Raw genomic sequence first — 24828 nt, 5'->3', positions numbered from 1 at the left:
TGAACATGAAATCAATTTTACAACAACAACTTGAACGTAAAGGGACGAATTCGGTGAAGTGGGATGGGTTGGAGCGATGGTTCCGTTTGTCAGAAGACGTGTTACCGCTATGGGTAGCGGATATCGACATCCGTACTGCACCGTCCATCTCCGAGGCGCTCGCTATAAAAGCCGCTCAAGGGGAATTCGGGTATACATTGTTCGCACCTGAAGCGCAAACAGCGGTGAGCGATTGGTACGGCCGACGTCACGATTTAATTGTTGACCCGAACCATGTGTTATTCTCTAGCGGTGTCGTGCCTGCGTTGACGCATATCGTCGAGGCGTTGACTGAAGTCGGAGATGGCGTCGTCATCCAGTCACCTGTCTATCCACCATTCCACGAACTCGTTGTCGGTTCCAAGCGACAAGTGTTCGATGCCCCGTTGAAAAAAATTGACGAGCGCTACGAGATGGATTTTGTCGCACTCGAGGAAGCGATGAAACAAGCGAAACTCTTCCTACTCTGTTCCCCACATAATCCAGTTGGGCGTGTCTGGACGAGAGCAGAACTAGAAAAGGTCGTAGAACTCGCGGATCAATATGAGGTGATTGTCGTCGCTGACGAGATTCATGCAGATTTGACATTCCCGTCTCATAAACATACCGCAATCGGCACACTCGACTCGCGTGTCATCACGGTAAGTGCGCCCTCAAAAGCATTTAATATCGCCGGATTATTTGCGTCCTACATCATTTGTCCGGTCGATGAGTGGCGGAAGCAAATCACGAAAGTACAGAACAAACATCATGTGCTCCCGACACCGTTCGCGAACACGGCTATCATCGCCGCGTATACCGACAACCGCGCGGAACGTTGGCTCGACCAGTTGCGAGAAGAATTGGAGCAACAAATGAATGACGTGATCGATTCCATCGAATCAAACCTTCCGATGCTCCATACGGCACGTCCGGAAGCGAGTTATCTGCTTTGGCTCGACTTCTCGGAGTTACCGATGTCAGCCGAGGAGCGGAAGTCTTGGCTGCATCAAGACGTCCGAATCTTCTTGTCACCGGGTAGTCCGTTCGGTCCTCAAGGTGAATCATTCGAACGGATGAATATTGGGACACGTCGTGAACTATTGGACGAGGCGATTCAGCGACTGAGCGCGCAAATGGAACGAAAAGCGTTTGTGTAAAACGAGAATCGGGAAAAATTCACAATGAGATGATGAGAGAAAGCGAGTGGATGGGATGGAGACGATCAACTGGAAGAAAAAGATGGAGGAACAGTTAAGGCGTAGCGGCTTCACCTTGCAAGTCGAAAACATGTCCAATATCCGCTTGACTGAGATTCATGCGAGTTCTTCTCCGTTGATCTCTTATCCGCTCCGAGTTCGTCTATATGAGCGGATGGGTTGGCTCATGTGTACGGTCGATTCGCCAACGCTCAATCGGAATGAAGATCATCCGTTATTTGAACGCATGGTGACCGCCGTCTTTGAACGAATTGTGCGTCACCTGTATAACGGGTATGGTTTTCACATTTTGACGTTCATCGGAGATACCGGAAATTACATCGCCCCAAAAGATTCGGATACAGGGGAGGTCGTACGCCTCGTCGCACACCTTTGGAATGACCGTTCGTACATTCACCTCGACACCTTCGAGGAGTATCCCGCCTTATATGTGACGCCACCGTGGGCACATCAAGCCTATGCCATCGAAAGCACAGACGATGAGTGGGTCATCTACGCGGGGAGAGGGGGAAGGCCGTCGACCGATTATCGTGCTGACGGTGTTGAATTGAAACCTCATCGTCTATCGGATGGTGAGCTCTTCTTCCCGGTGGATCGGATTTCGAAAGAGAAAGGAACCCTCGCCCTGGCCGAATGGCTTCGACTCGAAAGGCGAGAAGTCGAGGACTTTATGATGTCCTTCATGCAGACAATCCGGAAGTTCGATCCGTCATTTGGATTCGCATGGGGTGGGACCGAAACCTTTTTTCATGGTGTACCGGTTGAACCGTACGCGCAGGTGCTTAGGCTCGAAAGTGGGAAACGTCGCTATCGCGTCATGAACAATACGGCAAAACGACTATTTGCCGCCTCGGACGACCCGAACGAGTGTCTGAAGGAAGTGAGTCGAACACTAGGGACGATCACGCTCCCTGAACGGCGTGTCTCAGCCCTCGGTCAATTGATCATGGGAATCTGGCAACAGTTTGAGACCGATGAAGAGACGTACATTCAAGAAGTCGCGTTTCGAGACATCTCCAAATTCCAAATGGAAGAAAAGATTGGACATGCTCTCGCGAATCAACAACGGATTCGCTGGATCGACAAGAATCATCCGCATCAGGATGTGATCGAATATGCTCATCTACGGATCACGTTCCCGAAACGACCACCTGGGCTTGTTACAGTCGAACCCGCTGAATCCGGACAAGAGAGAGGTGCTTTATGAGAATCGTTGACGCACGAGCCATGCCAATCGATCATGAAGATGTGATCGCCGTTACCCCTTCCTCTGTCTACTATCGCGAGAAGATGGATCGAACGACATTCTCGCTCTATCGCTTTGACGAAGAGGACGGCGTGATCACACAATTGAACCGGAGGGAGTACGCGGATTATGGTTATCCCAAGCTTTTCGTCGATGGAGACATCGTCTATTTTATAAATGAGGTCCCGGAAGGTGAAGGGGTGGTCAAGACAGAATTGATCGCCTTCTCTTACAAGTCAGGCACCGAAGAAGTTATCACGACGTTTGAGAAGCGTGGGAATAGCACATTGTTCTGGGTATTGGATCATCGTTACTTCCTCTTTTTGACGGCGTTTGAATCATCGGATGAAGCATGGCTTTATGACCGGGTGACCAATCAACGGGAGCGTATTCGAGATGAGCGCCTCGTCGGTAAGACGGAACGATTCCGAGAATTATATTTGTTTACGACCACATTCGCTGGTGTTCCATACATCGTCTGTAACGCAAGACTCGATGAGTTTGACTATTATAATGCACTCGATGATGGGCGCATCTCTCCTGACGACCCGATTGACCATTCCGAGGCACTCTTGATTTGCCCACTCGAAGAGGCGGTCGAGGCGATATGGGATCAACGGGATGAATTGCCATTCGATGATATTCTCCGTCTCCAAGGGGAAGGGGACACGGTCCAATATCTAGGAGAAAATGAAGGGACGCTTCGATTCTCCGCATTTGTTGACGCGTTGAATGAGGAGGTCATCTATGATTTGACGGCTCCCGATGTCTTGCATGAAGTATCGGTCGTCGATTGGGGTGCCTATGAACCGATTGATTTCACATACGATGATATTAGTTCGACGATTTTCATCAAAGTCGATGAGACTGATATGCACTCAGAAGTCATCGACCTAGCAACCGGTGCGCGTTATATCGATGTGAAACCGTTCGAACGCGTCATCGGTCACCGCTATCTCGTCCATGAATATACGGAAGGGCTAACGAGCGGTGTCGTGATCTTCGATTTGAAATCTGAAGAACGTTTCGCATATGACAATGCCTATTTTATGGTCATCGATGATGCCATATTGATATTGTCAATGTCTAGCATATAAATATAACCACCACCCATCATATAGGTGGTGGTTATATTTGGATATATAGTTTACATAACATATTATTGTAAACCTGATATTGCGTGTTTTTTCCGTTCGTCTCCGATATGGGCATAGACTTGTGTCGTTGCTACAGATTCATGTCCGAGAAGCTGCTGAATCGTGAGCACATCGACCCCGCCCATCGCGAGACGTGAGGCGAAGGTGTGACGCAACTTATGCGGCGTCACCTGTTTATGGCTCAAGAACGGAAGGTAAGGCTTCAAACGGTCAATATGACCTTTCAACATATGTTGAACCGTTCGTACAGCGATTCGATTTCCCTTCTCATTTTGGAACACCGCACCTTCGCTCGACGCGTGGCGATATTCAGAGAGGAGCGGAAGAAGTGGTCCTGCGATGGGGATCAATCGTTCCTTGTTCCCTTTACCGATGACCCGAATCGTCCCGGTCTCGAGATTGATATCGGACCAATTGAGTCCGGCAAGCTCGGATACGCGCATACCTGTTAGTCCGAGTAACTGTATGATTAAAAAATCACGTGCACGATTCAGTTCGTACCAACTCGCCTCGCGATTCGTCATGCCGACGTTGCTACGTACAAGCGTCGAGAAATCGAGCCATTCCGATTCCGTCAAATAAACGGGATTCCGTTTGCCGCGCTTCGGACGTTCCACGGTTTGAAAGGGATTCACCGTCGCTTGATTGGTCTCGATTAAGTAATTGAAGAGTGACTGTAACGTTGAAAGCTTCCGATTGATGACGCTTGGAGCGTTTTCGAGATCGAGGGCAAGATAAGTCGCATACGCTTCTGCACCGGCATGGTCAATCTCTGTGAATGATCCCAAGTCAATCGTTTCAGACTCTAACTCGGTACCGCTCACGCGCTCGACCCAACGAAAGAAATCTAAAACATCATACACATAGCGTTGGGCCGTCTGTTTGGAGTAGTGCTTTGCTGCTAAATGATGAAAAAACTGTTGGATGAATGCGGGTAGTCGGTGCAACCCGTTCAACTCGAAGCGTTTCGTCGTCGTCGGTGTCTGCCGCTGTCCAAGTTGACCGAAAATACTCATGGAATGCCCCTTTCTTCATGTGGTTCTCACTTGATTCTTTCCGTTGCGCTTCCCTTCACGAAGGAAGTCATCTGCCTCTTTTATAATCTCTTCTACCGTATCGTGACCAGTACGAACCGCAAGTCCGAATGTCATTGTGACCTGAAGTCTTTCCCCCGCGTAATAGAGAGGGATTGACTCGATTTGCTGTCTCAATTGTTCGGCGATTGTAAGGAAGTTATCGCATGGACTCGAAAAGAAAATCAGGAATTCCTCGCCTCCCCATCGGACTACAATGCCGTCGACGTCGGATAGGATGCTGGCGACTTGTTGTAGCACCCGGTCCCCACAATCATGTCCGTAAGTCTCGTTAAATGATTTGAATCGATCGATGTCACCGAGAACGATTGCATACGGAACGCCTTCATGAGCGGCTTTGTCGATTGCTTTAGAAACTTGTTCATGCCCAACTTTTCGGTTCAATAGTCCGGTCAATCCATCCGTAGACGCTAGGATTTGCAATCGCTCATTAGATTGTTCGAGTTCATCTGTCACTTCGACAACGGCTGACTCAAAGATAAAGGAGAGCCCTGCAATCATCATCACGGTCGATAGGATACAAAAGAGTCCGAGCGCTTGTTCTATCTGTATCGGTAAGGTCTCGATGCCGTCAGATACATAGATGAATAGAAGGCTATAAATCAGCATGGCAATGGCCGTGGTGAAGATGCGTTGGCCTCTTGATACGCTTGGCATGAAAAAGACACCATAGGCCATCATGAGGATGAAATAATGCATGTTGATCTCCCAACCGAGAATGACGGTCGAGATGACGGCGTTGTAAACGACTTCGATAAAAAGTCCGGTAAAGAAGATGCCGTACCACCGTCTATGTACAAAGTAGAATGAAATCGTATAATAGATCACACTCAAGCCATTTGATAGGAATAAGAGAATCATATCCAAACGATAAAACAAGATGCAAAATAGGAAGTGGACCAACCAGGCGATGACATTGCCGTAAAAAGTAATTCGTTCGTTATATAGTGTTCCTCGACGAGTTTCATAGGTTGTTCCCATCACACACCTCCTTTCTTTTAGTATAACGAAACAATGATTAAATTTGTATAAAAGTCCATAAAGTGGCCTCAAAAAACGTATTGTTTTCGTATCTATCATTGCGTGAAATAGATATTTCACGCAATGTTCATGAATTGCGTGATTGTATCTCAATCGAGTGGTTAATCGACCGATTGATTTTATAGCAAAATAAATGGTAGACAATAATTTGTTATGTAAACCATATTGGTTTGTCTTGAAATTGTAATGTTGAATCATTATACCTTATGATGAAAATAAGACTTGAAACAGGAAGGAAGGTAACGTTACACTGTAAACGTAAACCAAAGGGGGATTTTGGATGGATGATCAGCGTTTGAAGCAACTTTTGTCTGAAGCGAAGACCATCGCGGTCGTCGGTGTGTCCGACAACCCGAACAAGACGGCCAACCAGATTGCGGAGTATTTGCTTCGTGTCGGGTATACCGTCATCCCTGTCAACCCGATGCTCGAGGAGTGGAACGGCCGTAAGGCTTATCCGTCCGTCGAGAGCATCCCGGGTAGAATCGATATCGTCGACGTGTTCCGTCGCAGCGAATTTTTAGCGGGTGTCGCGGAAGATGCGGTACGACATGGGGATGTCGGGCTCGTCTTCAATCAGCTCGGTCTCTCAAGTGCTGAGGCGGAGCAAATCGTGCGTGACGCCGGGCTCGATTATATCGAGAACCGCTGCCTGTACGTGGAGCATGCTCGTCTACTCGGATAAGACCTACCTCCTTGGTAGGTCTCCTTTTTTTCAGCGATGGCTGACAAAGGAGGCTTGCCAGAATCGATGAACAGCTATACAATAGGAAAGAAAAACGAACGTGTGTTCGAAATTGAGGTGACTGCTATGTCAACAAATCTATTTAATTACAATGAAGACGCCATCCAGGTGCTCGAAGGACTCACGGCCGTGCGGAAACGACCGGGGATGTACATCGGGTCAACCGACCATCGCGGACTTCACCATCTCGTCTATGAGATCGTCGACAACGCGATCGATGAGGCGCTCGCTGGGTTCGGTGGTCAAATCGATGTGACGATTCATAAGGACGATGCCATCACGGTCCGTGACCACGGCCGCGGGATGCCGACAGGAATGCACGCCTCTGGAAAGCCTACCCCAGAAGTCATTTTTACGGTCCTTCACGCTGGAGGAAAGTTCGGACAAGGCGGATACAAGACGTCTGGTGGACTCCACGGCGTCGGTGCTTCGGTCGTCAACGCCCTATCAAGCAAGGTCGTCGTGACGATTTATCGTGACGGAAAAGTGTTCGAACAGACCTTTGCAGACGGCGGTGTGCCTCAAACGACACTGATTGAGACAGGCAAGACACGCCAAACCGGCACGAGTGTCTATTTCAAACCGGATGCGACCATCTTCTCAACGACGACGTATAACTATGACACGCTCGCCGAACGCCTCCGTGAATCGGCTTTCCTCTTAAAAGGATTGACGATTACGCTCACTGATGAGCGTACGGAGAAGCAAGAGACGTTCCATTACGAGGAAGGGATTGCCGAGTTCGTCCAATACTTGAACGACGACAAGGCGACACTCCACCCAATCGTCTATTTCGAAGGGGTCGAGAATGAGATCGAGATCGAACTCGCGTTTCAGTTCACGGACGCCTATTCCGAAAATGTGCTCTCGTTCGTCAACAACGTCCGGACACGCGATGGTGGAACGCACGAGGTCGGTGCCAAGACGGCGATGACCCGAATCATGAACGAATATGCACGGAAGAACGGTTTACTCAAAGAGAAAGATAAAAATCTCGACGGTGGCGACGTCCGTGAGGGACTCACGCTCATCGTGTCGGTCCGGATCCCGGAGGAATTCCTCCAGTTCGAGGGGCAGACGAAGTCGAAACTCGGGTCACCGGAGGCACGTGCGAGCGCTGACAGCGTCATGGCGAAACAGTTGACGATTTTCCTAGAAGAGAACCCTCAGATGGCGACGATGCTCATCAAGAAGGCGATTCGTGCGGCACAGGCTCGCGAGGCGGCCCGCAAGGCACGGGAAGAGGCCCGTAACGGGAAGAAAAAGAAACGCTCGAGCATCTTGAACGGAAAATTGACGCCTGCGACGTCAAAGAATGCTGCTAAGAATGAGCTCTTTCTCGTCGAGGGTGACTCGGCCGGTGGTTCAGCCAAACAAGGGCGGGACCGTACGTTCCAGGCTATCCTGCCGCTGCGCGGGAAGGTCATCAACTCGGAGAAGTCGAAACTCCAGGACATCATGAAAAACGAAGAGATCAACACGATCATCCATGCGATCGGCGCCGGGGTCGGTCACGATTTTGATTTGGACGACTGTAACTTCGACAAGGTCATCATCATGACGGATGCCGACACGGACGGTGCACACATCCAGGTGCTCCTCCTCACGTTCTTCTTCCGTTATATGCGACCGCTCGTCGAGGCGGGCCGCGTGTTCGTTGCCTTGCCACCGCTCTATCGCATCTCAAAAGGGAAAGGCAAGTCCGAACAGTTCGACTATGCCTGGGACGAAGAGGCACTCGAGAAGCTCGTCAAAGTGTATAAGAAAGGCTATATCCTCCAACGCTACAAAGGTCTTGGCGAGATGAACGCGGACCAGTTATGGGAGACGACGATGAACCCGGACACTCGTACACTCATCCGTGTCACAGTCGACGATGCGGCCGTTGCGGATAAGCGTGTGTCTGTCCTGATGGGCGACAATGTCACGCACCGTCGTGAATGGATTGAGGAGAACGTCGCCTTCGGACTCCAGGAAGATGATTCGATCATCGCCAATGAACATGTGACTAAAGCGATTGAGGAAGTGATGTAACAATGTCGACGATTCAACACATTTTAAACCTATCTCTCGAACAGGTCGTTGGAGACCGGTTCGGGCGTTACTCAAAATATATCATCCAAGACCGCGCCTTACCGGACGCACGTGACGGACTCAAGCCTGTACAGCGCCGGATTCTATATGCGATGCACCACGAGGGGAATACGAACGATAAGCCGTATCGGAAGTCTGCGAAGACGGTCGGGAACGTCATCGGGAACTATCACCCGCACGGTGACTCGTCCGTCTATGAGGCGATGGTACGTCTCTCGCAAGATTGGAAACTCCGGTATCCGCTCATCGACATGCATGGGAACAACGGATCGATGGATGGTGACCCGGCGGCGGCCATGCGTTACACGGAAGCCCGTCTCTCGAAGATTGCGGGTGTCATGTTGACGTCAATTGCGAAGAATACGGTCGATTACACGCCGAACTTTGACGATTCAACGGAAGAACCGCTCGTCTTGCCGTCGCTCCTCCCGAACCTGCTCATGAACGGAACGACAGGGATTTCAGCCGGTTATGCGACGGAGATCCCACCGCATAATTTGACAGAAGTCCTCAACCTTGCCATCGCACGTTTGAATGGCCAGGTCGATATCGCTAAAGATGCGCTCGAGTATGTCACAGGTCCTGACTTCCCGACCGGGGGGACGGTCATGGGTAAAGACGGTATCCTAAAGGCGTTCGAGACCGGTAAAGGGAAGGTCATCATCCGGGCGAAGTCCGAGATTGAGCAATTAAAAGGTGGCCGTGAACAGATCACGATCACAGAACTTCCGTATGAAGTGAATAAGGCGAACCTCGTCAAAAAAATGGAAGAGCTCCGCCTCGATAAAAAGGTCGAAGGCGTCGCAGAAGTCCGTGACGAAACAGATCGGACGGGACTTCGGGTCGTCATCGAATTGAAGAAAGAGGCCGACGCAGAAGGTGTGCTTCACTTCTTCTTGAAACATACGGACCTACAGCTCGCCTATAACTATAATATGGTCTCGATCGTGAACCGGACGCCGAAGCAGATGGGAATCATCCCAATCATCGATGCCTATTTGAAGCATGTCGAAGAGGTCGTGACGCGCAGGACGACGTTCGAACTCGAGCAGGCGAAGAAACGTGCTGAAATCGTCGATGCCTTAGAACAAGCCATCTCGGTCCTCGATGAGACACTCGAATTGATCCGTTCCGCCAAAGACAAGGCGGACGCGAAGAAGAAACTGATGGAGCGGTTCTCATTCACGGAACGACAAGCCGAAGCCGTCGTCATGCTCCAATTGTATCGACTCACGAATACGGACATCGTCGAGTTGCAAAAAGAAGCAAAGGCGCTCCAAAAAGAGATTGCCCGCCTCTCAAACATCCTCGACGTGGACGCGACAAAACGGAAGTTGATCGTGAAAGAACTTACGGCATTGCGTGACGAGTTCGGAGATGACCGTCGTTCGGTCATCGAGTCGGAAGTTGAGGAATTAAAACTGAAGACGGAAGTTATGATTGCTGTCGAAGAGACGATGGTATTCGTCAGCCGTGACGGGTACGTCAAACGTGCCTCGATGCGTTCGTATGGAGCGTCGAGTGACGTTTTACCGGAGATGAAAGAAAAGGATCGTCCACTCCTTACCACACAAGCCATGACGACGGACCACTTGCTCGTCTGGACGAACAAGGGCAGCTACCTCCTCATCCCGATCCATCAGATTCCAGAATCGAAGTGGAAGGATGCCGGACAACACGTGGCCAACCTCGTTCCGATTGAAGGGGAACAGGTTATCTCGGCAGACGTCGTCTCGACGTTTGATACGGACGCCCATTGCCTCTTCGTGACGAAAGACGGGATGGTCAAACGTACACCGTTACGCGACTACGACGCGCAGCGGAAATCGAAACCACTCATGGCCTTGAAGCTGAAAGGTGACGACGAGGTCGTCTTCGCCGGGATCAGTGACGGTCCAGGGCAGTTGTTCCTAGTTTCAGAGCGTGGATACGGGCTCTGGTTCAAAGAGGATGATGTCCCTGTCGTCGGACAGCGGGCAGCCGGTGTGAAGGCGATGAACCTGAAAGACGGTGACCTCGTCGCCGATGCCTTCTCCTTCTTCACGCCGCCATTATTCGTTCTCGTGACGCAACGGGGAGCGGTCAAGAAGATGAAGCTCGAGGACCAGTTCGACTGTACGAACCGCAACCTTCGGGGGACGATGCTCATTCGTGAGGTCAAATCAAAACCGCACCAAATCCGTCGTGTGCTTCCGGTACATGGGGATGAGACGCTTCATATCGTCGGAAAAGAAAAAGCAAAACAAGTAAAGACAAAAACCCTTACGCTACTCGATCGCTATGCCAACGGCTCGTTCGTCTTTGACGAAGACTCGTTCGGTGAAATCGAGGACGTGTATCTCGATTAATCAAAAGACCTGTGATTTGGCTGATTCGCCGTTCACAGGTCTTTTTGTCGTAGCCATATCTCTAGATCGTGTTGTTGTCGTCGATGGTGCCGCGTGTGCATCTCGATGAGGTTGAACCATTCTCTCGCATTCAGCCAGCCGAACCCACCGTGAAGCGTCTTTCGATTGTCATCTGCATCGTTCAAACGGGATTCCAACGTATCCATCTTTGAGATTAAGATGGTCATGCGTTCTCGCAATCGATCTTTCGAGTCAGTATTGTTCGGTGGTTGATTCATCTCAGGTGGGAGCTCGATTTTTATCGGTGGAAAGTCTCCCAGTTCGAACAACTTTTCTCCAAAAGACGTCTTCTCTCCACCGAGTTCACCCTCACCACGTAGGCAGCGGTCGGCCTCTTCTAAATACTCCTCTGCGACCAAAATGAGATGGTCAAACATTTGGCCAATGGACCAGATGCTCGGGGCATGCTTGTATCGCAAGTCGGACATGGTATAACGTGCGAGATCTTTTCTGAATCTGATTAATTCATAGCGTATCCTCAACATCTCACCTCCATTTTCTTTTAGTATACGTGATTGAAAACTGAAGTCAGAGAATGTGAGTTCTGAAAAGGAAGAATGCATCGATTTGCCGAAAAAGACATGTAGGACAAAAGATAGGGGGATCTATATGTCTCAATGGCTTACGTGGGCGAAACGGATTCAGGCGCTGTCTCAGGCCGGTCTGACGTTCACGCGTGATCAATATGACCGAGAACGGTACGAAGAGTTACTAGAAATCGTAAGAGAGATGTATGAACGGCACTCGGACTTATCGAACGAGGCCATCTTACAACTCGTTCATGTGGACGGTTATCCGACTCCGAAACTTGATGTACGAGGCGTCATCTTCAAAGATGACCGAATCCTGCTCGTGAAGGAGCGGTCAGATGGGTTGTGGACCTTACCCGGCGGTTTCTGTGAAGTGAATCGCTCTCCTGCCTCGAATATCATCAAAGAAGTAGAGGAAGAGGCTGGCCTGGATGTGATTCCAGTACGGTTGCTCGCCTTGTTCGATATGCATGAACATCCACACCCACCTCTCTCGGAGCATTATTACAAACTTTTCATCGAGTGTGCACTGATTGGTGACGGGGAGGGGAGCGCCGGCGTGGAGACGAGTGACGTCGGTTTCTTTGAACGAGACGATTTACCTGAGCTCTCCCTTGCCCGAAATACGATCGAACAGATTCATATGTGCTTTGACGCGCATTGGCAAGAAGAAGACTGGACCACTTTATTCGACTAGGAGGCTCAATGATGCAAGTAAGACGATATGGACATATCCATCAACTGACCTTTTATGCTCCCGTACTGCCAATCAACGTTCAACTGTTTGAGCATGAGCTCGGACTCGTCTTGATCGACACGGCGCTGGAGCGGAACGCGACCGATATCCTATCGTATATCGCCGAACTCGACAAGCCACTCCTCGCGATATTGTTAACGCATGCTCATGGGGATCATATCGGTGGGGTAGACGCGATCAAAGCAGAACATCCGCTCGCTGAACTCTTCATCTCCCGACGTGATGCCCGCCTCTTATCGGGAGATCGGTCGCTAGAGGAAGAAGAGCAGAACAAGATTCGTGGTTCTTTGCCGACGATTCGTTCTACACCGGATGCGGTACTAGATATTGGTGAGCGGTTATTCGGTTTACGTGTCCTCGATGCAGCGGGTCATACACCAGGGTCGATTGCGTACTATGACGAGGTAAATCGGGTATTATTTGCAGGTGACGCTTTTCAAACTCAGGGAGGGGCAGCGGTGGCGGGAGATGTTCGGCCGTTATTCCCATTACCAGGACTCGCGACATGGAATCGGTCCGTTGCCGTCGAGAGCGCGGAGCGCCTAGTGGACTTGTCACCACTCCTTACCTTCGTAGGGCATGGTCCGCCACTCAAAGGGACACACCGGCTCTATTTGGCGTTGAAACGGGCGAAACGGAAGCAGGCGAGAAAGTTTATCCGTTAACGGGAGGGTTGCACCATGCAGCTGAAAGAAGTTGCCATTCATCAATTTGAGCAAGCCCAACAGATGCTCGAGATTCAACGTAACGCTTATGCGGTCGAAGCGGAACTGCTCGGGTTTGACGAAATCCCAGCGCGCTATGAGACGATTGATGTCATTCAAAACTTACCAGGCACGAGTTATGGCTTATATATCGAGGAGCGGTTGATTGGGTTTGTCACGGTGGAAGCATCTGAGAAAACTGTTGAAATCACGAAACTATGTATCGACCCGACATACTTTCGGGCGAGACTGGCGACGACGTTACTCGAACACATATTGAGCATTCACAAAGGAAAGTTGATTTACGTGCATACGGGCAAGCATAACGGACCGGCGAAGCGTCTGTATACGAAACTTGGATTTGAACCGAGTGCCGAATTCGAACCAGAACATGGCGTCACATTGATCCGGTATACGCATACGTCTTAAATTCAAATCTCATCTCACTATCATAAGTATACTAAGATAATGAGATGAGATATTATTTTTACTGATAATATATGTTATGTAAACTAGTAAAAAATAGAGCAAAAAATTGCTCTGACTGAAGTTCCCTATTCCTTAAAAATCTTGTACCAGTACAAGGTCAATTCAATTTGTGGGTTTGCATATTGTTTTGTTGAATCGACGCCACCAAGTTGAAATCCCTGTCTTTCATAGAAACGACAAGCAATGAGATTATCGTTCTGAGCTTCAAGCGACAAACCAATCATCCGTTTCTCTTTTGCCCACTGTTCGGCTGTTTCGATCAACATTTGTCCAATCCCACGCTTACGATATGTTTGACGGATCGCGATATTTTCAATGTATGCAAAGCGACTCCAATCCTTCACGAGTCGGATTTGTCCGACACATTCATCAGCGTCCATCGCTAAAAAGACGATTCGATTGTCATGTTCGATATACTGCGTCCAATCAATCCGGTCTTCTGGAAATGAGGTTTCTTTCGTCACGACATCTAGCTCTTCAACATAAGACCATTGACCGTTTATGTAACTGGGAACTATCCGTCCGATGATTGGAAAAGGATCATTTGCATCATTCACAATGTGAACATGCGCCTCATCTAGGGCTCTGATTCGAATCATACTCATCCGCTCCGCCTCCTCTATTGCGTATTAGTTCTTCATTCATCTCATTTTACTTTCCAGAATGTAATATAAGGCTCATTGATTCTGTCTCAATTTAATTTTACTTCTGTATCATTGTTGTGAATTTAGCATTCATCGGAATGATAACGCTTTATGAATAAACGTTTCAAATTTTAAATTCACCTGTTTAAACTATGTTTCACAGTTGCTAGACCGCTGAAGTCATGCTATTTTTAGACAGATGAACCATCTTAAGGAGGAATTCTTGTGAAACGAACGACTAAAGGTTTGGCAGCAACTTTATTTTTAGCAATCCCTCTTGCCGCTTGTGGTGATGATAGCACGAATCAAGCAGATACGACACGCTGGGAAGAGATTCAAGAAGAAGGCACATTGACGGTCGGAACTGCCGGCACCCTCTACCCCGCTTCTTTCCGTGAAGAAGAGAGCGATACGTTGACAGGTTTCGATGTCGAACTCATGAAAGAAGTCGCCAAACGCCTTGATCTCGAAATCGAGTTCAAAGAAATGGCATTTGACAACATGTTAACGAGTGTTCAGAACGGTCAAATTGACATCGCTGCAAATGATATCTCGGTAACAGAAGACCGTAAAGAGAAGTTCGCCTTCTCAAAACCGTATAAATACACTTACGGGACTGCTATCGTTCGCAAGAGTGACCTCTCTGGAATTGAATCACTCGAGGATTTGAAAGGCAAGAAAGCCGCTGGTGAGGCGACGACTGTCTTCATGGATGTGGCTCGAGAGTATGGAGCAGAAGAAGTCATCTATGACAACGCCACGAACGATCAGTACTTGCGCGACGTTTCGACGGGACGGACCGATGTCATCTTGAACGACTATTATCTTCAAACGTTGGCACTTGCTTTCTTCCCTGAGTTCGATATCACGATTCATCCGGATATCGCCTATAACCCGCAAGAAGTAGCATTTTTGATGGATAAAGACAATGACGAGCTCCAGGAGAACATCGATCGTGTACTAGATGAAATGCTTGAAGATGGTACAGTCAAAGAACTATCTGAGCAATTCTATAATGGTGCCGATGTTTCGGTAGAACCTGACGTAGACGCAACAATCGTCGAAACGAAGTAATGTTGGCATGTCGTTCTCAGATGTCAAATGGGACGCCATCTTTGACGTAGACCTGGCGATCCAATCGTTTCCTTACCTGTTGGGCGGGTTACCGAATACGCTTTGGATCTCGTTCATCAGCATGTTTTTTGGTCTCCTGCTTGGTCTTTTGCTGGCGCTCGGGAAGTTGTCTCCGACACGACTCCTTCGCTATCCGTCGACTTTCTATATCTCGTTCATGCGTGGAGTCCCCATCTTGATCATTCTGTTCATCCTCTATTCGGGATTCCCGTTCATCGGAATCGAGTTCGCCGCTTTGACGGCAGCCATTCTCGGATTTAGTCTGAATTCTGCCGCCTATATCGCTGAGATCATCCGCTCCTCGATTCGTGCGGTTGATGACGGACAGGTTGAGGCGGCTCGTTCACTCGGGATGGGGAAATGGTTGACATTGAAGGGGGTCGTCCTACCGCAGGCGACACGGATTGCCCTTCCGCCGCTCTCAAACGTTTTTCTCGATCTGATTAAAGCGAGTTCGCTCGCTGCGATGATCACGGTACCTGAGATATTTAATAAGGCCAAGATCGTCGGTGGACGAGAGTTCGACTACATGACAGTGTATATCGTCGTGGCGTTGATCTACTGGGCAATCTGTACGTTCATGTCCTTTTTCCAAGAATGGCTCGAACGTCATTTTGAACGATACTTGGATTCTCCAAAACGTTGACTGACTGGCTTATGCCGGTCGGTCTTTTTTAGTGAAATGGATTTTTGATACATCTCCTGAACCGATTATGCTATGATTTTCTTAATTATCAGAAAAATATAGGGGGATTTTGAATGAACCATCCATGGGTTTCACATTTGAATGATCAAGTCATTGGTCAATCGAAAGCCATCAAGCTCGCTTCGATTGCATTACTATCAGGAGGTCACGTTTTACTCGAGGACCGTCCCGGTACGGGGAAGACTACACTTGCCCGTAGTTTGGCAAGTTCGATATCAGCGACATTTCAGCGTGTACAGTGTACCCCGGATACATTGCCAAGTGATATTTTAGGAATGGAGTTATTCAATCCGACGACCGGAGCGTTCGAACGTCGGACGGGTCCGATTTTCACATCGATTCTACTTGTCGATGAGATTAACCGGACGACGCCACGTACACAATCTGCGTTGCTTGAGGCGATGCAGGAACGTCAAGTGACACTTGGGGAAGTGTCGCTTAAGCTACCGGAACCATTCTTTATGATTGCCACTCAAAACCCATTCGATGGACAAGGGACGTTTCCGCTCCCGCAGGCTCAATTGGACCGTTTCTTATTCAAATTGACACTCGCTCCCCTCTCGCGAGATTCCGAACGACGACTGATTCGCAATGAGCACCTCGCTTCAGAATCTTTCTCTCTGCAACAGGACGAATTGTTGAAGATGCAACAAGAGGTACGAGATGTCCGATTCCACGAGGCGATGGAGGATTACTTACTGGATTTGATGGAGTCACTTCGTCATCATCGTGACATCGAGGTTGGACCAAGTCCACGTGCGACGCTCGCGTATACGATGGCGGCTCGGGCTCATGCCTATATGGAAGGACGCGACTATGTCTCACCAGAAGATATTCGGGCACTCGCGCTTCCGATTTTAGGGCATCGAATCGTCTTGACGGTCGAAGCGTCGCTGAAGACGAAGCCGTCAAAGTTGATCAAATCTGTACTCGAGACCATCCCGGTCCCCTCAGAGGTGTAAGATGCAGTTAGTCAGCCCACGCTATCTCGAGTCCGGCTATATGTGGCTCCTGTTCGTCGTCGGGGTCTTTACGGCACTTTATGGGAACGTCTTGATTGCCAGTCTATTGATTGGATTCAGTCTCTATGCACTGGTCATGCCATCTTTTATGTTTCGATTGGCAGAACAAATCCATGTCGACCTCACTGAGGAGATGAAACTCTTTCCGAATGACGAGGCCGTCTATGTCTTGAAACTTGTGTCGACGGCAAAAGTCCCGCTTGGCGTTGTCCGCCTATCCGGCTATTTGCATCCCACCGTGGAATCAGAAGGACATGCGTTTTGGCGGCAGGAGAACTTTGTCGAGACGAATGCGACTGTCGACTTCACAATCCCGCTCCATGCGAAGAAGCGAGGTCCTATCCGCCTTGAGGCTATCGGGATGGAAATTCGGGATCCGTTACGTATGTTCTCGCTCTATAAAGAGGACTCACTCCCACGCATCGGCTATGTCTTCCCAGAGTTTTCGCCCTATCCGATTCCGAAACGTCCCCCTACTCTCCCAGGTGAGGAGATGGTTCGTCATAGTGCCTATCGTGACCCGGAGACGTTCCAATCGGTCACTCCATATCATGGGCAACCGATGCGACAGCTATATTGGTCTGCCTATGCGAAGACGGGCGAACTGCTGGCCCGTACCGAGCAACCGGTACAAGCAAATGAATATGTCATCGTCCTCGACTTGTTGACGAAGGATGGACGTGCCCTCACCTATCAGATGGAGCGCCTCATCTCGCAAGCTGCCGCATTATGCCGTGATTTCGAGAAAGAAAATGCGAGTTACGGTCTGATTGTCCCGACGCTTACGAAGGATGGAATCACGTATGACCTTCAACCGGGAAGTGGTGAGGTACATTTTCGGAAGATTATGACGACGTTCGCTTGTCTGTCCGAGAGTGATTTTCCGCTTGCTCGCTCCTTGTTTGAACGAAAGGTCGCCAAATACAGTGGGAATCAGTCGATTCTCCGCTTGGGGGGTGACGGTCAATGAGATGGTTATGGTGGGTCTTCGCAGCATTTTACATCGGGCACGTGTTTCCATTGCTCTTCTTATTGACACTTCGTCTCCCTCGGAATACACAACTGATTGTACAGACGATCATGAGCGTCGGTGCCCTTTATTTCTCTTATGAGATGAGCATCATGCTTTTGATATTCACATACGTTCATGCATTCATTCGGACGTTGGATTGGACGGACCGTTACGCGATGGCGAGCGTATTGTTTTTAGTGGCGGACTGGTTATTCCCCCCGGCATCGCAATCGCTCGCGATGGTGCTCTTTCCGTTCATCTTTTTGATTTGGCAACGAAACCTGTATTACCGTCGCGACTACAAGCGGATGGTGACGATGTTGACCGTAGGCCTAGGCATCGGTCTGATTGTCTCTCTCATCATTCGTACGATTAAAGAGCTATTGTTTGGTAATGTCGTCGCCTGGATCACTCCATTCTTTTTGTGGATCGGGAGCTGGTTTGATGGAATCGTACTCGACCCGAATGATCGCGTAAACCGCTTCCTCGTACCGGATAATCCGAATCTAGATGCGGAGACAGTGGCGCAAGAGACATTGCTCGCGTCCGCATCGAATAACTCGCTGTTCTATATCGGAGTGTTTGTAATGATCTTGCTTCTTGGGGTAGGATTGTTCTTCTATCTGCAGAAGCGAAAAGACATCCAGGAAGATGGAATGATTCCTAGGAGTATTCACCACCCGACACTCTCAGATAAGCGGATCGTCCGCTCGCCTCGCCAGATTCGCCTTCTTGAGACGGGACGAAAGTTAGAACAGCATCACCCACGTCATCGAGAGGAGACGGTGGCTGATTGGTTGCAGCGAATCGAGTTCACGGACCACAGGCTTTATGCAGATTGGTTAGAGGCCGCAGAGTATGGGGACAAGGAAGCGCCACAAGCAATTAGTGATTCATTCGAACGACTCGTTGAACAAGTGAATAAACGCTAAAAAACATCCGGCAGAGGAGTTCCTTCTGACCGGATGTTTTTCATTATAAAATTGGACTGAGAAGGCGGGACACGCTCTCTTTGAAGCGAATCCAACGTGTCCTCGATTCATATCGTTCGATGGTTAGCCGCTCAGCGCGTGCCTCGTCTCGCTCGAACGCATCGATGACGGACTGAGCGACGGCTTTGTCGAAGACAAGCGCTGAAATTTCAAAGTTGAGGCGGAAACTTCGGGCGTCGATGTTCGTCGTCCCAATTGATGCGACTTCTCCGTCAATGACGAGCGTTTTCGCATGAAGGAATCCTTCCTCATACGTGAACACTTCTGCCCCGTAACGTACGAGTTCCGCAGCGTTCGCATAGGTCGCCCAGTAGACAAACATATGGTCGGGTTTGTTCGGGATCATCAGTTTGATCTTAGTACCCGCCATCAGGGCGATTCGACAGGCATCAAGGAAACTTGCATCCGGGATGAAGTAGGGAGTCTGGATATAGATACATTCTTTCGACTGGGTGATCATTTTGACGAGCATATTCTTTAAATGCTCCGTCGACGAGTTTGGACCCGATGTCACGATTTGAACCGGGGACGCATGACGAGCAATCCCTTCGATTGGCCAAACAAAGTCGTCTTTCTGTGCCTTCGTTCGTGTCGGGACAGAGCGATTCCAATCCAGGATGAATCGTTCGAGCAATTCCTTAACGGCGTCTCCTGAAATTCGTAAGTGAACATCTCGCCAATAACCGAAATGCTCATCCTTTCCAAGATACTCATCCCCGACGTTGAAGCCGCCGATATAACCAAGTTCTCCGTCAACGACGCAGAGCTTTCGGTGATTTCGATTGTTGACGCGGAAGTTGATGCCGAGTTTGGACGGAAAGAACGATTTGACTTCCCCACCGTGGGCCAGCAGGTCCTTAAAGTGTTTGTGCCTCAGTCCCCTCGAGCCTACCGCATCGTAGAGGAGTCGGACACGTAATCCGTGTTTTGCCTTTTCGGTCAATAAGCGAATTAACGATTGACCCAGCGCATCGTTTTGGATGATGTAATATTGAATGTTCACTTCTTTCGTCGCCTGTTCAATATCTCGAAACAGTTGATCAAACTTCTCTTTTCCGTCGTGAAGGACGTCGATATCGTTCTGGAAAGACATCATCGCATTCGTCGATACGAGATTCAATCGTGCGAGTCGTCGGTGCTTCAATAGAAGTGGATGATTGAACGGTGCCATGGATTGGTCCAATTGGTCAAGTTGCTCCGCCACATGATGATGATACGTTTCACGTTTCTCTTCTTCGACTTCATAAAAGTTTTGAGATTTGATCAATCGACCGAAGAAGATGTAGACGAAGAATCCGATGAGAGGCAAGAAGAAGAGGACGAGTAACCACGCCCAAGTCGTTCCAATGTCACGCCTTTCAAAAAAGATAATGGTGATTGCAAACGTGAGGTTAAGCAATAAGATGAGCCAAGTCATGATGACGATAATGAGTCCGATAGTCACTTCCATGGTATCCCTCCCTTTCTTTCAATTCTTACCCGAAATCAGACTATCTTAGCAAATGTTTTTCCTGATTTGGGTATACATTAATGAAGAAGTGAAGAAACGGGGGAAGCTTATGGAAGACATGATGATTGGGTTCAGCTTACTTGTCCTCATCGGTGCACTTTCGCAGTTACTCGCTTGGCGATTTGACTTCCCAGCCATCTTGATTATGACGGTTGCAGGGATTCTAGTCGGACCGATTTTCGGTTGGTTGGAGCCGGATCGGATACTCGGTGAGCTTTATAGCCCACTCATCTCCATCGCGGTGGCGCTCATCCTGTTCGAAGGAAGCCTCAGTCTCGAATTCAGGGAGATTGACGATTTGCGGAGATCAATCTTTCGTCTCGTCACGGTCGGGGTACTCGTTTCTTTTATCTTGACCTCGATTTTGCTCATTATGGTTGGAGATTTTCATTGGTTGCCAGCATTTACGCTCGGTGCCATCTTTGTCGTGACCGGACCGACCGTCATCATCCCGTTACTTCGACAAGCTAACTTGTCCGCTCGCCCAGCTAAAGTCTTGAAATGGGAAGGGATCATCGTTGATCCCCTTGGGGCCTTGATTGGACTCTTTGTCGTTCGAGTGGGATTCATCTTCTATCAAAACGACGGGCTCGCGAGCCACTTGCCATTTTTTTGGTCCTGTATCGTCGCCGTTGCCTTTGGGATTGCCGTTGGGCATCTATTGATTCGTTTATTCGGGAATGAGAAAGTCCCTGAATATTTAAGAACAACCCTCACGTTCTCTGGGGTCCTCCTCGTATATTCAATCAGTGAGTGGGTCATGAGCGAGGTTGGGCTATTGGCTGTAACGGCAATGGGATTGACGATGGCAAATTCAAAGCATGGACATATGCATATTCTGAAACAGCTTCGTGAGTTTAAAGAGAACATTTCAATCTTGCTGGTTTCGACAGTCTTCATCATTCTGACGGCAAGTTTGACACGTGATAGTTTACTCGCCATTTTCGACTGGCCTCTCCTCTTGTCGATTCTCGGAATCTTATTTTTTGTCCGACCGATCTCGGTGCAGACGTCGCTCCTCGGTTCTCCGCTATCCGCTCAAGAACGGGCACTCATCAGCTGGATTGCCCCTCGAGGTATTGTTGCGATGACGGTGACCGGTTTCTTTGCACAAGAGATTGCCGAACTGGGAATTGAAGATGCGGAACGGATGTTGCCAATCACACTCGGTTTAGTCGTAACGTCTGTCGCCCTACATGGATTGACGATTAAACCACTCGCGAAGCGACTCGGACTGACGAAAGTGAAGAATCCTTGGGAGAAGGTATAGACAAAAAAAGACACCGCCCGATGGCAGTGTCTTTGATCAGCTTGAATTAGTTCAAGACTTTGATTGTGATTGATTGGCGACCGAAAGCAAGTGCTTGCTCTTGTGTCGGCATCAAGATATCGATTTTGTTTCCTTTGATGGCACCACCAGTGTCTCCTGCGATGGCTTCTCCGTATCCTTCAACCCATACTTTAGAGCCGAGCGGAATGACAGAAGGGTCAACCGCGATGACTTTTTGGTTCGGGTTCGAACGAACGTCGATTCCTGTCGCTGTGATACCAGAACATCCTGCACAATATGGTGTATAAGCTGTCGCTTCAACTGTCATTGTCTGACCTGAAGCCGGAGCTTGGGTTTGCGTTGTAGACGATGCAGTTTTTGTTACAGGTGCTGATGTCGATGTCTTCGGTGCTGTTGTCTTCGCATCGTTCGCTACAGATGCAGCGGCTGCACCTTTCACGGCGAACTCTTGTCCAGGGAAAATAAGATCTGAATCAAGACCGTTCCAAGTCATCAATTGATTGACAGAGATCCCGTGGTTCAATGCGATACGATAAAGTGTATCACCTGATTTAACTGTATACGTTTTAGATGCAGTAGAAGCTTGTGATTTTGCTTCTGCCTTTCCAAGTTTCAAGACTTGGTTCGGATAAATCATATTTGAGTTTAAGCCGTTCGCTTGTTTGATGTCGTTTACAGAGACGTTGTTGTTCACGGCGATACGATAGAGTGTATCTCCAGACTGAACTGTGTGTGTTGATGCTGCCGAAGCTGGAGCAGCGACTCCTAAACTAAGGCCAGCGAGTGCCGTTAGTGTCAATAGTGGTTTTTTCATAAGAATATTCCTCCCTTTTCTAACGCCCCCTTACTGTAACACCTGTATATTTCACAGCGATTACAGGACGATATGAGAGTGTTATCAGTTCATTTACAGAACAATTCACGAGGATGAGAGGTTTCTGAAAATTGTTTCAATCTATTGAAACGGCTTCACAGAGCCAATTTAAGATATACTATAGAGAGAAAAAAGGAGGTTTTGGTCTTTGGAACTATTACTGCTATATTACATTGTGACTAATTTACTAGCGTTTGTGTCATATTTTGTCGATAAACGACGGTCTCGTGTCGGAGCTTGGCGTATTTCTGAGCGGACATTGTTGACGATGGCATGGATCGGTGGAGCGTTCGGTGCCTATTTGGCGATGCGCGTCTTTCGTCATAAGACGCTAAAACCGAAATTCCGAATCGGAGTGCCTGTTGCAATTCTCGTGCATGCTGCGTTTACCGGTTGGCTGATTTTTTAAACTCTTATATAGAAGAAACTCGATTGTATCTTTTAATGAACGATGATTAAAAATGTCAGATTCGTCCCAGTTCATGCTCATTTCAAAGTGTTTCTCCGTGAACAATCGAAATGAAATGTCGGGAAATTTCCGAAACGAGGAGGATGGCTCTTTTGAAGAGTATCGAGATGATTCGTCACGGATCATTGACATTAAAGGTGACTGATCACTTCACTGTTCTTTTTTGCAAGTCTGGGATGTCCGTGATTCGAGTGAACGGAGTAAGCCTCACCCTTCATCCAAGAGAAGCCGTTCTCTTGGCACGAGGACAAAGTGTCATGGTTGAGAAAATCGAGGAAGCGTCACCGATGAGGTTACTCGAATTTGATCCGACTGCTTTGTTCCATCCCGAGTTGGCGAAGCGATATGTGACGCCATATCTAAATACTGAAAAGTCCATACATATGATAAAACCGGAACGAGGTCATCAATCTATTATTCAGACGATTGAACGGGCCGTTCAACATTTATCTGCGGACGGTCCACTCGCATTGATGGATGCGACACTTCAATGTACAGTCATCTGGCGCTACTGGATTCAGCAAGAGACTGAAACGATGAAGAATGAGAACAAACGGGAAAGTCTTCGTCATATGCTTGCTTATGTCGACGCTCACATAGAGGACAGACCGACATTAGCCCAAATCGCTCATGCGGGCAGTGTGAGTCGAAGTGAGTGCTCTCGTTTGTTTGTATTCTTTGGAGACACATCTCCTATTGCGTATGTACAGATGAAGCGAATGGAGCGGGCCGCCACTTTATTAGAAGATTTGACGGAAGGTATCGCAGACATCGCCAATCGCCTGAGCTACTCAAGTGTCAGTCATTTCGTACAGACATTCAAAGCACATCATGCAATCACCCCGCTCGCCTATCGAAAACAATATCAAAAGAAAAGAGCCGAATAACCGACTCTTTTCTTTTATCTTGCGGTCCACCCACCATCGGCTTTCAAAACATCTCCATTCACGAAGCTCGAATCATCCGATGCTAAAAAGAGGGCGACGTTCGCGATTTGCTCTGGTTCTCCCATCGGGGCTTCCCCCGCCCCTTGAATGGCGCGCATCCCAAGTTCGCTCGGTGCTGTGATGGTTGACCCAATATTCGTATTGACGCCACCCGGTGCGATGGCGTTTGCTCGAATCTTACCGAGCGTGCCATGTGTCGCCGCGATGTTCTTCGTCAATCCGATTAACGCATGTTTTGAGGCCACATACGCTGCACCACCTCGTGTACCGAATAATCCTCCGACCGATGCATTGTTGATGATGACGCCACCCCGGTTCTGCTTCTCCATCACTTGGATGGCGGCACGTGAAAGTTTCATCGGTCCGGTCAAATTGACGCCAAGGACACGGTCCCATAATTCATCCGTCACTTCTCCCACCGTCATGAAGTTGTCCATGATTCCCGCGTTATTGACGAGAATGTCGACCGAGCCGAACGTGTCTTTCGCCGCATCGACGAGTTTATCAATATCCGTTTGATTCGTCACGTTACCAGCAATGCCAAGAACTTCCCCACCCGCTGCTTTGATTTCATCAACTACCGCCTGCACAGCATCTTCATTCAAGTCGAAGGCGACGACTCGTGCGCCTTCTTCCGCAAACAGTTTGGCGATGGCTCGCCCCATGCCTGAACCTGCGCCAGTGACAATTGCTGTTTTTCCTGAAAGCTTCATTCCTCATTCCT

At 48.8% G+C, this 24828-nt stretch carries 24 protein-coding genes; 17 read left to right on the top strand and 7 right to left on the bottom strand.

Annotation, left to right across the window (positions count from 1 at the left end; genetic code table 11):
- Nucleotides 1-5 precede the first annotated feature (5 nt).
- Genes OKS35_RS04080 through OKS35_RS04070 form a run of 3 tightly spaced genes read left to right on the top strand, consistent with a single transcriptional unit; the run spans nucleotide 6 to nucleotide 3581 of the window.
- A complete protein-coding gene (locus OKS35_RS04080; RefSeq protein WP_264092543.1) occupies nucleotides 6-1178 on the top strand; it encodes a MalY/PatB family protein in 1173 nt (390 codons plus the stop codon).
- Nucleotides 1179-1233: 55 nt separating this feature from the next.
- The gene (locus OKS35_RS04075) at nucleotides 1234-2445 is read left to right on the top strand and encodes a hypothetical protein (RefSeq protein WP_264092542.1); all 1212 of its coding nucleotides are present in this window, start codon (nucleotides 1234-1236) and stop codon (nucleotides 2443-2445) included.
- The gene (locus OKS35_RS04070) at nucleotides 2442-3581 is read left to right on the top strand and encodes a hypothetical protein (RefSeq protein ID WP_214781159.1); all 1140 of its coding nucleotides are present in this window, start codon (nucleotides 2442-2444) and stop codon (nucleotides 3579-3581) included. The genes OKS35_RS04075 and OKS35_RS04070 overlap by 4 nt, the downstream gene beginning before the upstream one ends.
- A gap of 62 nt (nucleotides 3582-3643) precedes the next feature.
- Here OKS35_RS04070 and OKS35_RS04065 read toward each other — a convergent pair whose 3' ends face one another.
- Nucleotides 3644-4657, bottom strand: a complete 1014-nt coding sequence (locus OKS35_RS04065) for a tyrosine-type recombinase/integrase (protein WP_214781157.1) — start codon at nucleotides 4655-4657, stop codon at nucleotides 3644-3646.
- 15 nt (nucleotides 4658-4672) lie between these two features.
- On the bottom strand, nucleotides 4673-5716 hold the full coding sequence (locus tag OKS35_RS04060; protein ID WP_214781150.1) for a GGDEF domain-containing protein: 1044 nt from the start codon (nucleotides 5714-5716) through the stop codon (nucleotides 4673-4675).
- 340 nt (nucleotides 5717-6056) lie between these two features.
- Here OKS35_RS04060 and OKS35_RS04055 point away from each other — a divergent pair, with 340 nt between their 5' ends.
- The 3 genes from OKS35_RS04055 (at nucleotide 6057) to parC (ending at nucleotide 10963) form a co-directional block, all read left to right on the top strand.
- A complete protein-coding gene (locus OKS35_RS04055) occupies nucleotides 6057-6461 on the top strand; it encodes a CoA-binding protein (RefSeq protein WP_074037001.1) in 405 nt (134 codons plus the stop codon).
- Between the two features lie 126 nt (nucleotides 6462-6587).
- Complete coding sequence (gene parE, locus OKS35_RS04050; RefSeq protein ID WP_264093053.1) at nucleotides 6588-8555, top strand: DNA topoisomerase IV subunit B; 1968 nt, start codon at nucleotides 6588-6590, stop codon at nucleotides 8553-8555.
- Nucleotides 8556-8557: 2 nt separating this feature from the next.
- Nucleotides 8558-10963: a DNA topoisomerase IV subunit A gene (parC, locus tag OKS35_RS04045; RefSeq protein ID WP_214690891.1), complete on the top strand. Its 2406-nt coding sequence runs from the start codon at nucleotides 8558-8560 to the stop codon at nucleotides 10961-10963.
- Nucleotides 10964-10995: 32 nt separating this feature from the next.
- On the opposite strand, the gene OKS35_RS04040 is transcribed toward parC, so the two are convergent.
- Nucleotides 10996-11508 carry a DinB family protein gene (locus OKS35_RS04040; protein ID WP_264092541.1) on the bottom strand — a complete coding sequence of 171 codons (513 nt, stop codon included), beginning with the start codon at nucleotides 11506-11508 and terminating at the stop codon, nucleotides 10996-10998.
- Nucleotides 11509-11632: 124 nt separating this feature from the next.
- Between OKS35_RS04040 and OKS35_RS04035 the strand changes: the two genes are divergently transcribed.
- The 3 genes from OKS35_RS04035 to OKS35_RS04025 are packed head-to-tail and all read left to right on the top strand — an operon-like array spanning nucleotide 11633 to nucleotide 13443.
- Nucleotides 11633-12250 (top strand): NUDIX hydrolase, encoded by a 618-nt coding sequence (locus OKS35_RS04035; protein ID WP_196430736.1) that lies wholly within the window; start codon nucleotides 11633-11635, stop codon nucleotides 12248-12250.
- Nucleotides 12251-12261: 11 nt separating this feature from the next.
- The gene (locus OKS35_RS04030) at nucleotides 12262-12975 is read left to right on the top strand and encodes an MBL fold metallo-hydrolase (RefSeq protein ID WP_012726326.1); all 714 of its coding nucleotides are present in this window, start codon (nucleotides 12262-12264) and stop codon (nucleotides 12973-12975) included.
- A 15-nt stretch (nucleotides 12976-12990) separates the two neighbouring features.
- Nucleotides 12991-13443 carry a GNAT family N-acetyltransferase gene (locus OKS35_RS04025; protein WP_012726325.1) on the top strand — a complete coding sequence of 151 codons (453 nt, stop codon included), beginning with the start codon at nucleotides 12991-12993 and terminating at the stop codon, nucleotides 13441-13443.
- A gap of 125 nt (nucleotides 13444-13568) precedes the next feature.
- Here the strand turns inward: OKS35_RS04025 and OKS35_RS04020 are convergent, their stop codons facing one another.
- The gene (locus OKS35_RS04020; protein ID WP_159562319.1) at nucleotides 13569-14108 is read right to left on the bottom strand and encodes a GNAT family N-acetyltransferase; all 540 of its coding nucleotides are present in this window, start codon (nucleotides 14106-14108) and stop codon (nucleotides 13569-13571) included.
- Between the two features lie 264 nt (nucleotides 14109-14372).
- Between OKS35_RS04020 and OKS35_RS04015 the strand changes: the two genes are divergently transcribed.
- The 5 genes from OKS35_RS04015 to OKS35_RS03995 all read left to right on the top strand — a co-directional run bounded on the left by OKS35_RS04015 (nucleotide 14373) and on the right by OKS35_RS03995 (nucleotide 18953).
- A complete protein-coding gene (locus tag OKS35_RS04015) occupies nucleotides 14373-15221 on the top strand; it encodes a transporter substrate-binding domain-containing protein (RefSeq protein WP_264092540.1) in 849 nt (282 codons plus the stop codon).
- Nucleotides 15222-15228: 7 nt separating this feature from the next.
- Nucleotides 15229-15927: an amino acid ABC transporter permease gene (locus OKS35_RS04010; protein WP_074037007.1), complete on the top strand. Its 699-nt coding sequence runs from the start codon at nucleotides 15229-15231 to the stop codon at nucleotides 15925-15927.
- 113 nt (nucleotides 15928-16040) lie between these two features.
- Nucleotides 16041-16949, top strand: a complete 909-nt coding sequence (locus OKS35_RS04005; RefSeq protein ID WP_012726321.1) for an AAA family ATPase — start codon at nucleotides 16041-16043, stop codon at nucleotides 16947-16949.
- A gap of 1 nt (nucleotide 16950) precedes the next feature.
- Nucleotides 16951-17979, top strand: a complete 1029-nt coding sequence (locus OKS35_RS04000; protein WP_012726320.1) for a DUF58 domain-containing protein — start codon at nucleotides 16951-16953, stop codon at nucleotides 17977-17979.
- The gene (locus OKS35_RS03995) at nucleotides 17976-18953 is read left to right on the top strand and encodes a hypothetical protein (protein WP_159562317.1); all 978 of its coding nucleotides are present in this window, start codon (nucleotides 17976-17978) and stop codon (nucleotides 18951-18953) included. The genes OKS35_RS04000 and OKS35_RS03995 overlap by 4 nt, the downstream gene beginning before the upstream one ends.
- A 43-nt stretch (nucleotides 18954-18996) precedes the next feature.
- Here the strand turns inward: OKS35_RS03995 and cls are convergent, their stop codons facing one another.
- Entirely contained in the window at nucleotides 18997-20463 is a 1467-nt protein-coding gene (cls, locus tag OKS35_RS03990) for a cardiolipin synthase (protein WP_264092539.1), read from the bottom strand.
- A 109-nt stretch (nucleotides 20464-20572) separates the two neighbouring features.
- Between cls and OKS35_RS03985 the strand changes: the two genes are divergently transcribed.
- Nucleotides 20573-21793, top strand: coding sequence for a cation:proton antiporter (locus OKS35_RS03985; RefSeq protein ID WP_264092538.1), 1221 nt, complete (start codon nucleotides 20573-20575; stop codon nucleotides 21791-21793).
- A gap of 46 nt (nucleotides 21794-21839) precedes the next feature.
- Here OKS35_RS03985 and OKS35_RS03980 read toward each other — a convergent pair whose 3' ends face one another.
- Complete coding sequence (locus OKS35_RS03980) at nucleotides 21840-22628, bottom strand: LysM peptidoglycan-binding and 3D domain-containing protein (protein WP_159562314.1); 789 nt, start codon at nucleotides 22626-22628, stop codon at nucleotides 21840-21842.
- Between the two features lie 208 nt (nucleotides 22629-22836).
- Here OKS35_RS03980 and OKS35_RS03975 point away from each other — a divergent pair, with 208 nt between their 5' ends.
- Nucleotides 22837-23097, top strand: a complete 261-nt coding sequence (locus OKS35_RS03975; RefSeq protein WP_159562313.1) for a DUF1294 domain-containing protein — start codon at nucleotides 22837-22839, stop codon at nucleotides 23095-23097.
- Between the two features lie 152 nt (nucleotides 23098-23249).
- Nucleotides 23250-24044, top strand: a complete 795-nt coding sequence (locus tag OKS35_RS03970) for a helix-turn-helix transcriptional regulator (RefSeq protein WP_214690901.1) — start codon at nucleotides 23250-23252, stop codon at nucleotides 24042-24044.
- 14 nt (nucleotides 24045-24058) lie between these two features.
- On the opposite strand, the gene OKS35_RS03965 is transcribed toward OKS35_RS03970, so the two are convergent.
- Entirely contained in the window at nucleotides 24059-24817 is a 759-nt protein-coding gene (locus tag OKS35_RS03965; protein ID WP_214781131.1) for a glucose 1-dehydrogenase, read from the bottom strand.
- Nucleotides 24818-24828: the final 11 nt, after the last annotated feature.

The organism is Exiguobacterium sp. N5 (genome assembly GCF_025842465.1).
Taxonomy (GTDB): domain Bacteria; phylum Bacillota; class Bacilli; order Exiguobacteriales; family Exiguobacteriaceae; genus Exiguobacterium; species Exiguobacterium profundum.
This window is presented reverse-complemented; position numbering and strand designations above follow the sequence as displayed.

Bases quoted from the DNA above. Each gene is read 5' to 3' on its own strand.
- OKS35_RS04080 (WP_264092543.1), top strand. From the start codon at position 6: ATGAAATCAATTTTACAACAACAACTTGAACGTAAAGGGACGAATTCG.
- OKS35_RS04075 (WP_264092542.1), top strand. From the start codon at position 1,234: ATGGAGACGATCAACTGGAAGAAAAAGATGGAGGAACAGTTAAGGCGT.
- OKS35_RS04070 (WP_214781159.1), top strand. From the start codon at position 2,442: ATGAGAATCGTTGACGCACGAGCCATGCCAATCGATCATGAAGATGTG.
- OKS35_RS04065 (WP_214781157.1), bottom strand. From the start codon at position 4,657: ATGAGTATTTTCGGTCAACTTGGACAGCGGCAGACACCGACGACGACG.
- OKS35_RS04060 (WP_214781150.1), bottom strand. From the start codon at position 5,716: ATGGGAACAACCTATGAAACTCGTCGAGGAACACTATATAACGAACGA.
- OKS35_RS04055 (WP_074037001.1), top strand. From the start codon at position 6,057: ATGGATGATCAGCGTTTGAAGCAACTTTTGTCTGAAGCGAAGACCATC.
- parE (WP_264093053.1), top strand. From the start codon at position 6,588: ATGTCAACAAATCTATTTAATTACAATGAAGACGCCATCCAGGTGCTC.
- parC (WP_214690891.1), top strand. From the start codon at position 8,558: ATGTCGACGATTCAACACATTTTAAACCTATCTCTCGAACAGGTCGTT.
- OKS35_RS04040 (WP_264092541.1), bottom strand. From the start codon at position 11,508: ATGTTGAGGATACGCTATGAATTAATCAGATTCAGAAAAGATCTCGCA.
- OKS35_RS04035 (WP_196430736.1), top strand. From the start codon at position 11,633: ATGTCTCAATGGCTTACGTGGGCGAAACGGATTCAGGCGCTGTCTCAG.
- OKS35_RS04030 (WP_012726326.1), top strand. From the start codon at position 12,262: ATGCAAGTAAGACGATATGGACATATCCATCAACTGACCTTTTATGCT.
- OKS35_RS04025 (WP_012726325.1), top strand. From the start codon at position 12,991: ATGCAGCTGAAAGAAGTTGCCATTCATCAATTTGAGCAAGCCCAACAG.
- OKS35_RS04020 (WP_159562319.1), bottom strand. From the start codon at position 14,108: ATGAGTATGATTCGAATCAGAGCCCTAGATGAGGCGCATGTTCACATT.
- OKS35_RS04010 (WP_074037007.1), top strand. From the start codon at position 15,229: ATGTCGTTCTCAGATGTCAAATGGGACGCCATCTTTGACGTAGACCTG.
- OKS35_RS04005 (WP_012726321.1), top strand. From the start codon at position 16,041: ATGAACCATCCATGGGTTTCACATTTGAATGATCAAGTCATTGGTCAA.
- OKS35_RS04000 (WP_012726320.1), top strand. From the start codon at position 16,951: ATGCAGTTAGTCAGCCCACGCTATCTCGAGTCCGGCTATATGTGGCTC.
- OKS35_RS03995 (WP_159562317.1), top strand. From the start codon at position 17,976: ATGAGATGGTTATGGTGGGTCTTCGCAGCATTTTACATCGGGCACGTG.
- cls (WP_264092539.1), bottom strand. From the start codon at position 20,463: ATGGAAGTGACTATCGGACTCATTATCGTCATCATGACTTGGCTCATC.
- OKS35_RS03985 (WP_264092538.1), top strand. From the start codon at position 20,573: ATGGAAGACATGATGATTGGGTTCAGCTTACTTGTCCTCATCGGTGCA.
- OKS35_RS03980 (WP_159562314.1), bottom strand. From the start codon at position 22,628: ATGAAAAAACCACTATTGACACTAACGGCACTCGCTGGCCTTAGTTTA.
- OKS35_RS03965 (WP_214781131.1), bottom strand. From the start codon at position 24,817: ATGAAGCTTTCAGGAAAAACAGCAATTGTCACTGGCGCAGGTTCAGGC.